The organism is Falsiroseomonas algicola, from assembly GCF_011040385.1.
GTDB classification, from domain to species: domain Bacteria; phylum Pseudomonadota; class Alphaproteobacteria; order Acetobacterales; family Acetobacteraceae; genus Falsiroseomonas; species Falsiroseomonas algicola.
In genome coordinates this window covers 102,079-114,889 of the sequence record NZ_JAAIKB010000009.1, presented here as the reverse complement: position 1 = coordinate 114,889, position 12,811 = coordinate 102,079, and the positions used below count along the sequence as shown (strand labels likewise).

The 12,811-nt window shown below is 71.4% G+C and carries 13 protein-coding genes; 8 read left to right on the top strand and 5 right to left on the bottom strand.

Annotated features, from left to right (window positions below):
- The first annotated feature begins 17 nt into the window (after positions 1-17).
- Genes G3576_RS20790 through terL form a run of 3 tightly spaced genes read left to right on the top strand, consistent with a single transcriptional unit; the run spans position 18 to position 4,056 of the window.
- Positions 18-2,300 carry a phage tail fiber domain-containing protein gene (locus tag G3576_RS20790; RefSeq protein ID WP_164696361.1) on the top strand — a complete coding sequence of 761 codons (2,283 nt, stop codon included), beginning with the start codon at positions 18-20 and terminating at the stop codon, positions 2,298-2,300.
- On the top strand, positions 2,297-2,623 hold the full coding sequence (locus G3576_RS20785; protein ID WP_164696360.1) for a hypothetical protein: 327 nt from the start codon (positions 2,297-2,299) through the stop codon (positions 2,621-2,623). Before G3576_RS20790 ends, G3576_RS20785 begins: the two co-directional genes overlap by 4 nt.
- Positions 2,620-4,056: a phage terminase large subunit gene (gene terL, locus G3576_RS20780; RefSeq protein ID WP_164696359.1), complete on the top strand. Its 1,437-nt coding sequence runs from the start codon at positions 2,620-2,622 to the stop codon at positions 4,054-4,056. Before G3576_RS20785 ends, terL begins: the two co-directional genes overlap by 4 nt.
- A gap of 3 nt (positions 4,057-4,059) precedes the next feature.
- Here terL and G3576_RS20775 read toward each other — a convergent pair whose 3' ends face one another.
- Positions 4,060-4,278 carry a hypothetical protein gene (locus tag G3576_RS20775; RefSeq protein ID WP_164696358.1) on the bottom strand — a complete coding sequence of 73 codons (219 nt, stop codon included), beginning with the start codon at positions 4,276-4,278 and terminating at the stop codon, positions 4,060-4,062.
- Positions 4,279-4,371: 93 nt separating this feature from the next.
- Between G3576_RS20775 and G3576_RS20770 the strand changes: the two genes are divergently transcribed.
- The 3 genes from G3576_RS20770 to G3576_RS20760 are packed head-to-tail and all read left to right on the top strand — an operon-like array spanning position 4,372 to position 5,575.
- Positions 4,372-4,746 carry a hypothetical protein gene (locus tag G3576_RS20770; RefSeq protein ID WP_164696357.1) on the top strand — a complete coding sequence of 125 codons (375 nt, stop codon included), beginning with the start codon at positions 4,372-4,374 and terminating at the stop codon, positions 4,744-4,746.
- Complete coding sequence (locus G3576_RS20765) at positions 4,743-5,189, top strand: cell wall hydrolase (RefSeq protein WP_164696356.1); 447 nt, start codon at positions 4,743-4,745, stop codon at positions 5,187-5,189. Before G3576_RS20770 ends, G3576_RS20765 begins: the two co-directional genes overlap by 4 nt.
- A gap of 29 nt (positions 5,190-5,218) precedes the next feature.
- Entirely contained in the window at positions 5,219-5,575 is a 357-nt protein-coding gene (locus G3576_RS20760; RefSeq protein WP_164696355.1) for a DUF952 domain-containing protein, read from the top strand.
- 8 nt (positions 5,576-5,583) lie between these two features.
- On the opposite strand, the gene G3576_RS20755 is transcribed toward G3576_RS20760, so the two are convergent.
- Together G3576_RS20755 and G3576_RS20750 are read right to left on the bottom strand one after the other, a co-directional pair.
- On the bottom strand, positions 5,584-6,306 hold the full coding sequence (locus G3576_RS20755) for a DUF4189 domain-containing protein (protein ID WP_164696354.1): 723 nt from the start codon (positions 6,304-6,306) through the stop codon (positions 5,584-5,586).
- Between the two features lie 131 nt (positions 6,307-6,437).
- The gene (locus tag G3576_RS20750) at positions 6,438-7,415 is read right to left on the bottom strand and encodes a Bug family tripartite tricarboxylate transporter substrate binding protein (RefSeq protein WP_164696353.1); all 978 of its coding nucleotides are present in this window, start codon (positions 7,413-7,415) and stop codon (positions 6,438-6,440) included.
- Positions 7,416-7,615: 200 nt separating this feature from the next.
- Here G3576_RS20750 and G3576_RS20745 point away from each other — a divergent pair, with 200 nt between their 5' ends.
- Both G3576_RS20745 and G3576_RS20740 read left to right on the top strand, forming a co-directional pair.
- A complete protein-coding gene (locus tag G3576_RS20745; protein ID WP_164696352.1) occupies positions 7,616-9,199 on the top strand; it encodes an ABC transporter substrate-binding protein in 1,584 nt (527 codons plus the stop codon).
- Positions 9,200-9,207: 8 nt separating this feature from the next.
- Complete coding sequence (locus G3576_RS20740) at positions 9,208-10,584, top strand: amidase (protein WP_164696351.1); 1,377 nt, start codon at positions 9,208-9,210, stop codon at positions 10,582-10,584.
- A 166-nt stretch (positions 10,585-10,750) separates the two neighbouring features.
- On the opposite strand, the gene G3576_RS20735 is transcribed toward G3576_RS20740, so the two are convergent.
- Complete coding sequence (locus G3576_RS20735) at positions 10,751-12,298, bottom strand: UxaA family hydrolase (protein WP_164696350.1); 1,548 nt, start codon at positions 12,296-12,298, stop codon at positions 10,751-10,753.
- Between the two features lie 86 nt (positions 12,299-12,384).
- The gene (locus tag G3576_RS20730) at positions 12,385-12,795 is read right to left on the bottom strand and encodes a hypothetical protein (protein ID WP_164696349.1); all 411 of its coding nucleotides are present in this window, start codon (positions 12,793-12,795) and stop codon (positions 12,385-12,387) included.
- Positions 12,796-12,811 lie beyond the last annotated feature (16 nt).

The following is a 12,811-nucleotide window of genomic DNA, read 5'->3' as shown; positions in this document are numbered from 1 at the left end:
CTTTCCTGGAGCCCACGATGGCCGAGCACATCCGCATCGGCGACGTCGCGCCGCGCGTGCAATACGTGGGCGATGGCGCGCGCACCGACTTCACCTACCCCTTCCCCATCTTCATGGCGGAGGAGATGGAGGTCCGCATCGACGGCATCGTCCTCGGCAGCGGCTACACCGTCTCCGGCGCCGGCCTCTCCGATGGCGGCACCGTCACGCTTCCCGCCGCGCCGGCCATCGGCAGCACGGTGACGCTGCGGCGGCGCATCAAGGTCGAACGCACCACCGACTTCCAGGACAATGGCGTGCTGCGCGCCCGCACGCTGAACGACGAGCTCGACCGCATGGTGGCGGCGCTGCAGGAGCAGCGGGAGGAGCTTTCCTCCGCCCTCAGGCGGGATCCCGCCGACATCGGCGGCGAGATGACGCTGCCGATGCGCAGCGCGCGCGCCAACCGGCTGCTCGGCTTCGACAGCGTGGGCGACATCGTCGTCGTGCCGCGCGATTCCGGCCTGCTGACCGCGCCCTTTCCCGGCGCCGTGCCGCACACGGTGGAGGACAAGCTGGCGGAGACGCTGACCGCGCGCGATTTCGGCGCGACCGGCGATGGCGTGACGGATGACGGGCCCGCGCTGCAAGCCGCGATGAACGCGGCCGCCGCCTCCGGCAAGATGCTGACGATCGGGGAAGGCTCCTTCCGCACGCAGCAGCCGCTCACGCTGCCGGGCGCGGCGGCGGGGCTCACCATGCGTGGCCGCATCGTCTATGCGGGCCCGGGCAACCAGCCCGCGCTCACCATCGGCGATGGCGGCACGACGCGCAACGCCAACAAGCTGCACAGCGGCATCGCGGTGACGCGCGCCACCACCAGCGACTGGCTGAGCGAGGGCGACATCGGCGTGGTGCTGCGCAACCACGACGCCTCGCTGATCGAGATCCGGGAGATCACGGGCTTCACCATCGGGCTGCGCACGCTGGGCGATGAGCGGGGGTTTGAGGATACGACGCTCATCCTCGGCCGCTTCGTGAACAACAAGATCGGGCTCGACGTGCATACCCTGACGGCGGCGGCGTGGAACACTTCCATCCGCTACTATGGCGGCCACTTCGCCGTGGGCAGCACGGTCCATACGGACAAGGACCGCTTCGGCATCCGCTTCTCCGCCGAGCCCGGCGCCTATGTCGCGCATAACCGCCATCTGTTCGACGGCCCGAATTTCGAGCTGAATGCCCGCGACATCCCGGCGACCGGAATCCCCTTCCTGATGGAGGTGAACAGCCGCGCCGTGGTGGCGCGCGCCATCCGGATGGAAGGCTGCGACCCCATCGTGGCCCGCCACACCGCCGGCGCGCAGGACCATCTGTATGAGATCGCCTGGGCGAGCCAGGGCTATGCGATCGAGATCGAGCATACGGAGACGGCGACGCGTCTCGGCGGCGTGGTGAAGGCCTATCACCAGGCGCTGCCGAACCGGGAGGCGACGCGGGAAGTGGCCTCGGTCCCCTCGCTCCGCGCCGCCGCCATCCGGTGGAATGGGACGGAGACGGGGTTCGAGAAGCTGGCCTGCCTCTCCACCAACGTCTCCGGCAGCCCGACATCGCTGCCGCAATTCGCCTTCCCGGCCCTCGATTCCTACGTGCTCACCAGCCGCGGCGTGATCCTGACCGGCGGGCGTGGCCTCGGCTTCGTCGTGGATACGGCGCGCTGCAAGGACTTCGCGCTGACCGTGGATGCGGATTCGCCGCGCCTCGTCGTGATGGCCTTCGATGCCAGCTGGAACCTGCTGACCGATGCGGCGGGCACGATGGTCATGGCGTCCGGCCAGTCGCTGGCCTGGAACGCGACGGCGCGGTGGTGGCAGGGGTCGGCGGACATGGATGATGCCGGGCTGACGCGGCTGCAGGCGATCCGCCTGGCGCCGCAGGTGGCCACCGCCATCATCGGTGTCGCGCGCATCACGACGGATTACGAGGTGCGGGCGATGCGCCTGCATTGCGATCCGCGCCAGGCGCCGCCCCTGCTGTATGGGCTGCCCGACCTTCGCATCGGCGTGCGGGACCTGATAGCCGAACAGGCCTGGGACCCGCCCTCCATCGCCGCCGGCGCCAGCGCGCAGATCAACGTCACCGTGGCCGGCGCGCGGCCCGGGGATTTCGTGCAGGCGGCCTATTCGCTCTCCACCTCCGGCTGCGTCTTCCTGGCGCAGATCGGGGCGCAGGATACGGTGACGGTCACGGCCTGGAACCGCTCCGGCGCGGCGGTGGACCTCAATGCGGGCACGGTGCGCGTGCGGGTGGTGAAGGCATGAGGAAGCCTGCCGGGACGACCCGCGGCAAGGCCCAGCGCGTGCCGCGGGCCAAGCTCGCCGCCGTGCTGGACCGCGTCGCCGATGAATACGCGCATTTCATCAACGACCCGCCGCTGGAGGAGGTGCCGCCGGATGCGAAGACCTTCGCGGCGCGGCAATCCGCCGCCCGCGCCGCGCTGGCGCATATCAGCGAGCTCGCTGCCCTGGCCACGGGAGATGCCGAGGAGGCCGAGGAGGCGGTGCAGGATGTCCTGGCCCATGCGCGCGCCATGATCGCGCGCGAGGGCGAGGGCGAGGATCCACCCACGGAGGAGAACGCTTGAGCCCACGCCCCGCCGACCTGGTCGAATTCGCCTGGATCTGGAACCAGGCGAGTGGCCTCGGCACGCCTGCCCTGCACCGGCGCGTGCTGCGCTGGCTGCAGGCGCGGGAGAAGGCCGGGGACCGGCGGCTGCTGCTGATGGCCTTCCGGGGCTTCGGCAAATCCACCCTCATCGGCCTCTACTGCGCCTGGCGGCTCTACCGCGCACCGGAGACGCGGATCCTGGTGGTGGCGGCGGATCATGCGCTGGCGACGAAGATGGTGGCGAATGTGCGCCGCATCCTCGGCCGCCATCCCCTTTGCGCCGCGCTGCTGCCGGGCCATGGCGAGGGATCCTGGGCGTCGGACCGCTTCACCGTGGCGCGCGAGGGCGTGCTGCGCGATGCCTCCATGATCGCGGCGGGCATCGGCGGCAACATCACCGGCGCGCGCGCCGACCTCATCATCGCCGATGACGTGGAGGTCGCCGGCAATTGCGACACGCCGGGGAAGCGGGAGGAGCTGCGGGAGCGGCTTACCGAGGCCGAGTTCGTACTCGTCCCCGGCGGCACCATGCTCTTCGTCGGCACGCCGCATACGGAGGAGAGCCTCTATGCCGAAGGCGAGGCCGGCTTCCTCTCGGGCTACCGTCGCCTCATGCTGCCGCTGCTGGATGCGAACGGGCACAGCGCCTGGCCCGAACGCTTCCCGGATGCGGCCGTAGCGGCGCTGCGCGACCGGGTCGGCCCCATCGCCTTCCGCCGGCAGATGATGCTGGAGCCGGTGGCGATCGGCGCCGCGCGGCTCGATCCCGCGGCGATGTCGCGCTACGCCGCGGAGATCGACTACCGGGAGGCCAATGGCCGCGGCGTGCTGTCCCTGATGGGCACGCGCCTCGTCTCCGGCGGCGGCTGGTGGGACCCGGCCTATGGCCGTCCCGGCACCGGCGATTCCAGCGTGCTGGCCGCGATGTTCGCGGATGCGGAGGGGCGGCACTACCTCCACCGCATCGCCTACCTGCTGCATGACCCGGATGCGGAGGAGGATGCCGCGACCCAGCAATGCCGCGCGGTCGCGGCGCTGGCGCGGGACCTGATGCTGCCCGTGGTGCGCGTGGAGACGAACGGCCTCGGCCGCTTCCTGCCCAGCCTGCTGCGGCGGGAGATGTCGCGCGCCGGCTGCGCCTGCACGGTGGTGGAGGCGACGAGCCGCCGCGCGAAGTCGGAGCGCATCCTGGCGGCGCTGGACCCGGTGCTCGCCGCCCGTCGCCTCTCCGCGCATGAGAGCGTCTTCCGTGGCCGCTTCGTGCGGGAGATGGCGGAATGGCGCCCCGATGCGCCGGGGCTGCGCGACGATGCGCTGGATGCCGTGGCCGGCTGCCTGCTGGCGGAGCCGGTGCGGCTGCCCTTCGCGCCGCCGGCGCCGCGCACCGCCCTGCCCTGGCGCGGCCTGTAGCGGTTACGCCCGCTTGCGGGCGATCTCCGAGGCATGCCGCTCCAGCCCGGCGGCTGTCGCCTCGAACCGCCCATCGGGCCGGCAGCGGGCGAGCCCCATGCCGGCCAGCCTCTGCAGGCAGGGGCCGTCCTTCAGCCCATCCGGGCGCCCATGCGGCCTGACCAGCGTCAGCCGGTGCAGCGCCGATCGGCAGCAGGTCTCCAGGTAAGGCTCGTTCCACATCGGCCGCGCGGCGCATCCCCCAGTCCCGCGCGGCCCTTCCGCGCGGCCCCCCCAGGGTGGTTCCGCCGCCGCTTCCCTTCAAGGAGTGCCCCCATGATCCCCGAGATCCCGCCCCAGCTGCTGGCCGCGGCCGCGGATGCGCCGCTGGCGTTGCTGATGCTCTGGATGGTCCATCTGCTGCGCCGGGACCTGATGGCGCGGCCGGAACCGCCGCCCGCCCCCGCGCCGCCGCCCTCCTCCGCCCGCGACGACCTGGCCGAGTTCAAGCTGGAGGTGGCGCGCACCTATGTGCCGCTGTCCCTGATCCGCGACCTCGATTCGCGGCTGTCGCTGCACCTGGTCCGCATCGAGGAGAAGCTGGACGAGGTGAGCCGCGCCGCGACCGCGGCCGCCGCCATCTCCGGCCAGGTCGTCACGCCCCGCAAGGTCGGCTTCTCCGCCCGCGCGGAAGCGGAGCCGCGGTCGTGAGCGCGGCGATCGGCAGCCCGGCCACGCCCCCGGGGCTCCTGGTGCTGGCGCTGACGCTCTGGGGGGAGGCCGCCGGCCGCCCGGTGCGGGGGATCGAGGGCATCGCCGCCGTGGTCATGAACCGCCTGCGCCTCGCCAGCGCGCCGGAGGGGCCGCGGCACCTCGGCACCGGGGTCAGCGCCATCTGCCGCGCGCCCTTCCAGTTCGCCTGCTGGCATCCAAGGCATCCCCGGCGCGACGCCATGGCGAACCCGGCGACGCGGGCGGACCCGGCCTTCGCCATCTGCCAGCGCATCGCCGCGCGGGCGCTGTCAGGTTCCCTGCCCGACCCGACCGGGGGCGCCACCCACTACCATGCCGCCGACACGCTGCCCCGCTGGGCCGTGGGCCAGGTGCCGGTGGCGGAAGCGGGCGGGCTTGTCTTCTACCGCCTGCTCGGCTGAAAACGCCCCCGCAAGCCGGGGGCCGCGCGATGGAAGACCGCATCTACACCATGGTGAGGGAAGCCGATTGGCGCGCCGCGGAGGACGCGGGCGCCTATGCCGGCAGCGCGCATGACCAGCGCGACGGCTTCCTGCATTTCTCCACCGCCGCCCAGCTGCGCGCCAGCGCGGCCAAGCACCGCGCCGGCGTCGCCGATCTCTGGCTGGTGGAGGCCGATGCGGCGCGGCTCGGCGATGCGCTGAAATGGGAGCCGGCTTCCGGCAGCAGCCGACCCGGCCTGTTCCCGCACCTCTATGCCAGCCTGCCGCTCTCTGCCGTGCTCTCCGTCACGCGCCTGCCGCTGCGCGCGGATGGCACGCACGACTTTCCCGCGACGATTCCCTGAAGCGGATGTCAGCCGCAGCGCGAGGTGGCGATGCGGCAGGAGACGCCGGCCGCCAGGCGGCCGGAGCAGTCACGCAGCGCGGCGAATTCGGCGGAGGTCTCATCCGCCCCCGATCCCGTCCCGTAATGGTGGATGGTGAAGGTCCGGGGGTCTGACGTGATCACCAGCCCTGTCGCCCGGATGCCATAGGCGATGGCGAGGCAGCGATCCGCGGTTTCCGCCAGCAGGCGGCAGGGATTGTTGTTGTTGCGGCGGAAGCACTCCGTCTCCGCCCCGCGATGCGCCGCCATCCGCTCCTGCGGCATGGAGATGGACAGGCCGCGCCCCGGCAGCGGCGCTGCATAGGCGACGATGCTGCGGCCCGCGGCGGCGCTGCGCTGTGGCATGGCATTCGGCACACCGGCAGCCACGCCCGGTCGGGCGCTGGCCATCGCGCCCGATGTCGAGGGCGCGGAACTGCCGCGGCCGGTGGCTTCCGGCGTGCCGCGCTGGTTCTGGCGGGACAGGTGCCGTTCACCCGCCGCGCAGCGCACCAGGCAGGCCTGCACGGGCTGAGGGTTCATGGCCCGCTCCGGCATCCGCGCATCGCATTGGCGCCGGCAGGACATGCTGTCGACCGGCTTGTTCGCCTGGCCGGATTGCGCCGAGGCCGGCACGGGCAGCCACAACGCCGTGATCAGGCACAGCAACGCGGAGAGCCGGGCAAGGCCGGCTCCTTCCGAAGTGAACATCCCTGGGTCGCCTCGAAGCCTGCGGTCGCCGGCATCACGTCTTGTATGCACGACGATCCAAAGAGGTTACTCCTTAGGCAGGCGGACGACCAGCCTCTTTGGTGGCATGGCGATCCAATTTCGTCATGCCATCAATCCACCCTCGCGCCGCTTCGGCGCACAGCATCCGCCCATCGCGCGCGCTCCGCCACCAGGAAGGCGTCCAGGCTGCGGTCGCCCAGCGCCACCGGCTCGGCACTCCTCGCCCGCATCAGCGCCTTGTAGCCGTCGGACGCCGTGACCTCCGCCAGCGTGGCGGAGAGCCGCGCGGCGACCGGCGCGGGTGTCCCCACCGGCGCGAAAAGGCCGAACCAGTTCGGCGCATCCAGGCTGGGGAAGCCCGCCTCCACCAGGCTTGGCACCTCCGGCAGGTCCGCCGCGCGGCCGCGCGTCGCGATCCCGACGATGCGGGCCTGGCCGCCCTGGTGCAGCGGCAGCGCGGTGGTCAGCGCATCGAACATCATCGCCACCTGGCCGCCCGCGAGGTCCGCCAGCGCCGGCGGGCTGCCGCGATAGGGCACATGCACCAGCCGCAGCCCGGCCTCCGCCGCGAAGAGTTCCGCGGTCAGATGGGTCAGCGACCCGCTGCCGGAGGAGGCGAAGGGGATCTCCCCGGGCTTCGCCTTCGCGGCCTCGAGGAAGGCGGCGAGCGTCGGCTGCGGCAGGGCGCGGGGGCTGACCAGCATGACATTCGCCTGCGCCCCCAGCAGGCCGAGGCAGGTGAAGTCGCTGTCGGGATCGTAGTTGAGCCGGCTGTAGAGCGGCTTGGCGATGCCCATCACCGCGGGCCCGACGGCCAGCAGCGTGTAGCCATCGGGCGCTGCCTTCGCCACCGCCTCCGACCCCACATTGCCGCCCGCCCCGGCGCGGTTCTCCACCACCACGGGCTGGCCCAGCGACCGCGCCATGGCCTCCGCCGCCGCACGGGCGAGGATGTCCGTAATGCCGCCGGGCGCGAAGGGCACCACCACGCGGATGGCGCGATTCGGGAAGCCGGCCTGCGCCAGGGCCGGCGTGGCGAGGCCACCGGCCATTCCGGCCAGCAGCAGGCGACGGGCGATCAGGGTCATGGCGACGTCTCCGCGCAGGAAAGGCGCGAGCATCCTCCGCCTGCTGCACCGCGGCAATGCAGGCGACCGGTTTTTGCCCAACTTGCCGGCAAAGCATCGCCGCCTGCGAAAAACAGCATGGTTTTCAAGCAGTCCGCCCGCCTTGCGCGCAACCGGTTCCGGCAGGAAGCTCCGCCTCCCTTGTGAAGGCCCATCGACGCATGACCAGGCCCCGGCTCTTCGCCCTCGCGCTGCTCGCCGCCACGCTGCCCGCCGGGATCCCTGCAGGGGCGCCGCGGGCGCAGGGGCTGACGCTGGCGCTGGCCTCCACCCCGACCGCGATCGATCCCCACTTCCACAATCTGGTGCCGAACAACGCCATCGCCGCGCATGTCTTCGACAAGCTGGTCCACCAGGATGAACGCCAGCGCCTGGTCCCGGGCCTGGCGGAGTCCTGGCGCCCGCTCTCCGACACCGCCTGGGAGTTCCGGCTGCGGGAGGGCGTGACCTTCCACGACGGCGCCGCGCTGACCGCGGAGGACGTCGCCGCCAGCCTGCGCCGCGTGCCCGCCGTGCCGAACAGCCCCGGCCCCTTCACGCAGTTCACCCGCGGCATAGCCTCCGTCGAGGTCGTGGACGCCCGCACGCTCCGCATCACCACGCGCGGCCCGCAGCCGCTGCTGCCGACGGACCTCTCCGTCATCAACATCATCCCGCACCGGCTGGAAGCCGCCACCACCGCCGATTTCCGCGCCGGCACCGCCATGGTCGGCACCGGCCCCTTCCGCTTCGAGAGTTTCACCCCGGGCGACCGCGTGGTGCTGACGCGCCACGACGGCTATTGGGGCGGGGCCGCGCCCTGGCAGCGCGTCACGCTGCGCATCGTGCCGAATGACAGCGCCCGCGCCGCCGCGCTGCTCTCCGGCGATGTGGACGGCGTGGACGCGGTGCCGATCACGCAGCTGGAGGCGCTGAAGCGCCGGTCGGATCTCCGCCTGTTCCGCGCCACCTCCAACCGCGTGATGTTCCTCTCCTTCGACACCTTCCGCGAACAAACTCCCCACGCCACCCAGCGTGGCGGCGCTGCCATGCCGAACCCGCTGCGCGATCCCCGCGTCCGCGCCGCCATCTCCCGCGCCATCAACCGGCCCGCCATCGTGGACCGCCTGATGGAGGGTGAGGCCATCGCCGCCGGCGGCCTGCTGGCCGATGGCTTCTTCGGCGCCAGCCCGCGCCTCCTGCCCGAACGCTTCGACCTCGACGGCGCCCGCCGCCTGCTGCGGGAGGCCGGGCTGCCGAACGGCTTCGCGCTGACCATCCATGGCCCGAACGACCGCTTCCCCAATGACGAGAAGATCCTGCAGGCCGTGGCGCAGATGCTGCAACGCGCCGGCATCGAGACGCGGGCGGAGGCGCTGCCCTTCAACACCATCCTCTCCCAGGGCGGGCCACCCAACCACGCCTATTCCACCATGCTGCTGGGCTGGGGCAGCAATACCGGGGAGGCCTCCTCGCCGCTCCGCGCGCTGCTGGCCACGGTGGATCGCGACCGCGGCATGGGGGTCGGCAATCGCGGCCGCTATTCGAACCCGGCACTCGACGCCGTGATCCAGCAGGCGCTGGCGACGGTGGACGACAATGCCCGCAGCGCGCTGCTGCAACAGGCCAGCGAGATGGCCATGGAGGATCACGCGCTGGTGCCGATCCTCTACCAGGTGAATATCTGGGCGACGCGCGGCGGCCTGGCCTATACGCCGCGCGCGGATGAGTGGACCCTGGCGCGCTTCTTCACGCCCGCGAACTGACGAAAGACATGATGATGACCGAGGCCTGGCGCCTTTCCGCCACCGAACTCGCCGCGCGCTACCGTGCCGGCACGCTGCGGCCGAGCGAGGCGCTGGCCTCCGTCCTGGCGCGGATCGCGCAGGCGAACCCCGCCATCAACGCCATCGCGACGCTGGACGAGGCGGGCGCCAAGGAAGCCGCCGCCGCCGCGGATGCGCGCTTCTCCGCGGGCAAGCCGCTGAGCGCGCTGGATGGCGTGCCCGTCTCCATCAAGGACAACATCACCCAGGCCGGACTGCGCTGCGCCTGGGGCAGTGAGCTCTACCTCGACTACGTCTCCGAACACGACGAGACGCCGGTCGCCCGCCTGCGCGCCGCGGGCGCCGTGCTGATCGGCAAGACCAATGTCTCGGAGTTCACGCTGGGCCGCGGCAACATCGACACCAAGGCCTTCGGCGTCACCCGCAACCCCTACAACCCCGCCTTGACCTCCGGCGCCTCCACCGGCGGCGGTGCGGCGGCGGTCGCGACCGGCTTCGGGCCCGTGACCCTCGGCACCGATGGCGGCGGCTCCATCCGGCGTCCGGCCTGCCACAATGGGCTCGTCGGCCTGAAGCCCTCCACCGGCCGCGTCGCGCGGCGCCACGGGCTTCCCATCATCCTCGACGATGCAGAGGTCATCGGGCCCATCGCGCGCACGGTCGATGACCTCGCCGCGACGCTGTCTCTCATCCAGGGCCCGCTGGCGGAGGATCGCCTCTCCATCGGCGTGCCCGGCCCGCATGAGGAACCGCCGCCGCCGAAGAACCTCCGCGTGCTCTACATCCCGCAATTCGGCGACTGGAAGGTGGACGCCCCCGTCGCGGAAAGCTGCGCGGAAGCGGCGCGCAACATGGCCGCGCTCGGCCACCGCGTGACGACGGGCAAGCTGCCCGTGGACCTCGCGCTGTTCGAGAAGCACTGGCCGACCTTCACGCAAGGCGGCCTGGCCTGGCTGCTGCGGGGCAAGGAATGGCGCGGGAAGATCGGCGCGATCTATGAGGAGATGGCCGATCGCGGCGCCACCCTCACCGCCGCCGACTACATCGACGGCCTCGCCGCCTTCCGCGAGGTGCAGGCACAATTCGCCATTGCCTTCCAGGACTGGGACGTGCTGATGACGCCGACCGCCGGCGCCCTGCCCTGGCCCGCCGACCAGTTCGGCCCGCCGCACAACCGCGCCTTCACCGGCATCGTGAATGCCGGCGGGCTGCCGGGGATGAACGTGCCCTGCGCCCCCTCCGCCGACGGACTGCCGATCGGCTTCCAGCTGATCGGCCCCTACGGCGCGGACTGGCTGCTGGTGGCGCTGGCGCGGCAATACGAGGCCGCGCATCCCTGGGCGGATCGCTGGCCGCCGCTGTGACATCGGCGGACCGGTCGCTTGACCGGTCCGAGCGCCCGAACGGGCGCCGCCGGTAGTCCGGCGAAGCCAAGCGCGCGGAGCGCGCGCCCGGCGTTTGAGGGCATGAAAAAAGCGAGGCTCCGCCTCGCGCTCCGCCGGGGGGCGTGGCGCCCCCCGGACCCCGCCTCTAACCCGTGATTCCAATTTGCCACGGGGCAAATTCGTGCTTGCCGACGCCGAGCTCCTCGCTCTTCGTCTTCTCGCCGGAGGCGATGCGCAGCATCAAATCGAGGATGCGCTCGCCCATCTCCTCCATGCTGGCGGTGCCATCCAGGATCTCGCCGCAATTGATGTCCATGTCCTCCTCCAGCCGGCGGAACATGGGCGTGTTGGTGGCGAGCTTGATGGAGGGCACGGGCTTCGCGCCATACATGGACCCGCGCCCCGTGGTGAAGGCGATCATGTTGGCGCCGCCCGCCACCTGGCCGGTGGCGGAGACGGGATCGAAGCCCGGCGTATCCATGAAGACGAAGCCCTTCGTCGTCACCGGCTCCGCATAGCGCAGCACATCCATCAGCGGCCCTGTGCCGCCCTTCATGGAGGCACCCAGCGACTTCTCGAAGATGTTGGCGAGGCCCCCGGTCTGGTTGCCCGGGCTGACCGTGCCGTTGATCTGCGTGTCGCGGCCGGGCGTATAGACATCCTTCCACCAGCGGATGCGCTCGATCAGCTTCTCGCCGACCTCCCGGCTCGCGGCGCGCCGCGTCAGCGTGTGCTCGACGCCATAGATCTCCGGCGTCTCCGACAGGATCGCGGTGCCGCCATGCCGCACCAGCAGGTCCATCGCATTGCCGAGCGCCGGGTTGGCGGTGATGGAGGAGAAGCCGTCGGAGCCGCCGCATTGCAGCCCGACCGTCAGGTGTTCGGCCGAGACGGTGGTCCGCGTCGCCTTGTTCGCCTCCGGCAGCATCGCCTTCACCGCCTCGATGCCCGCATCGATGCTCTTCCGCGTGCCGCCGATCTCCTGCATCACCAGCGTCTTCAGCAGCGGCCCGGGCGTGAGACCCTGCTCCGCCAGCAGCCCCGCGATCTGGTTGCGCTCGCAGCCCAGGCCGATGACGACGACCCCCGCGACATTGGCGTGGCGCATGTAGCCGCCCAGCGTCCGGCGCAGCAGCTGCATCGGCTCCCCCGACAACTCCATGCCGCAGCCCGTGGAGTGCGTGAAGGCGGCGACGCCATCGACATTCGGGTAGTCGGCCAAGCGTTCCGGCGTGAACCAGTCCGCCACCGCATGGCTGACCGTCGCGGAACAATTGACCGACGACACGATCGCAATGAAGTTCCGCGTGCCCACGCGCCCGTTCGGCCTCACGATGCCCGCGAAAGTCTTGCGCTGGTCGGGCGGCACCATCGCCACCGGGCGGTAGTCCCGGCCGATGGCGTAGTCGCGGTCGAATTCCCGGAACTCGATGTTGTGGTTGTGCAGCATGGTGCCGGCGGGGATGTCGTCCGCCGCGAAGCCGATGGTGACCTGGTACTTCAGCACCGGGTCGCCCTTGCGCAGATGCTGGGTGGCGATCTTGTAGCCCGCCGGCACCTTGTCCCGCGTCACCAAATTCTCGCCGGGGATGGAGGTGCCGGGTTCGCATTCCGTGCGGGCGACGACGACGTTGTCATCGGGATGCAGGCGGATGACGGGGCCGTTCAGGCGCTTGGCGTGAAGATCGATCATGGTTTCCTCGGGGGTGCGGCCGTGCTGCCGATCCCCCCATATCGCCACATCAGGCGCCGCCTGTCAGCGCCCCGGGCGAAGGCGCGTCATTCCGCCGGCACCATCACGGGGTGGCGCCGCGGGGACCGCGCGGCGGCCAGCAGCACCAGCCGCAGCAGGAACATCACGACCCCAGCCAGCCAGACCAGCGACGCCGCAATGGCCAGCGCCGGCGCCTGCTGCTCGATGGAGAGGTAGATCCCGAAGGGAAAGAGGAAGGCGCTGCTGGTGGAGAGCGCGAACTGCGCCACCGCCGGCACCGGGTTCGCGTGCAGCTGCGGATAGGCGCGGTAGGTCAGGCCCATCAGCGCGAGCGACGTCCAGCCCAGCAGGTTGAGATGCGCATGCACGGGGGCCAGGTGGAAATCATGCTGGATGCCCATCATGATGCCGAGGCAGACGCCGACCAGCAGGCAGGTGGCGGCGGCGATGATGAAGAACAGCGGAAGCCGGGGCATGGGATTGGTGTTCCTT

Coding starts and splice junctions, on each gene's coding strand:
- G3576_RS20790 (WP_164696361.1), top strand. CDS start 18: ATGGCCGAGCACATCCGCATCGGCGACGTCGCGCCGCGCGTGCAATAC.
- G3576_RS20785 (WP_164696360.1), top strand. CDS start 2,297: ATGAGGAAGCCTGCCGGGACGACCCGCGGCAAGGCCCAGCGCGTGCCG.
- G3576_RS20775 (WP_164696358.1), bottom strand. CDS start 4,278: ATGTGGAACGAGCCTTACCTGGAGACCTGCTGCCGATCGGCGCTGCAC.
- G3576_RS20770 (WP_164696357.1), top strand. CDS start 4,372: ATGATCCCCGAGATCCCGCCCCAGCTGCTGGCCGCGGCCGCGGATGCG.
- G3576_RS20760 (WP_164696355.1), top strand. CDS start 5,219: ATGGAAGACCGCATCTACACCATGGTGAGGGAAGCCGATTGGCGCGCC.
- G3576_RS20755 (WP_164696354.1), bottom strand. CDS start 6,306: ATGTTCACTTCGGAAGGAGCCGGCCTTGCCCGGCTCTCCGCGTTGCTG.
- G3576_RS20750 (WP_164696353.1), bottom strand. CDS start 7,415: ATGACCCTGATCGCCCGTCGCCTGCTGCTGGCCGGAATGGCCGGTGGC.
- G3576_RS20745 (WP_164696352.1), top strand. CDS start 7,616: ATGACCAGGCCCCGGCTCTTCGCCCTCGCGCTGCTCGCCGCCACGCTG.
- G3576_RS20740 (WP_164696351.1), top strand. CDS start 9,208: ATGATGATGACCGAGGCCTGGCGCCTTTCCGCCACCGAACTCGCCGCG.
- G3576_RS20735 (WP_164696350.1), bottom strand. CDS start 12,298: ATGATCGATCTTCACGCCAAGCGCCTGAACGGCCCCGTCATCCGCCTG.
- G3576_RS20730 (WP_164696349.1), bottom strand. CDS start 12,795: ATGCCCCGGCTTCCGCTGTTCTTCATCATCGCCGCCGCCACCTGCCTG.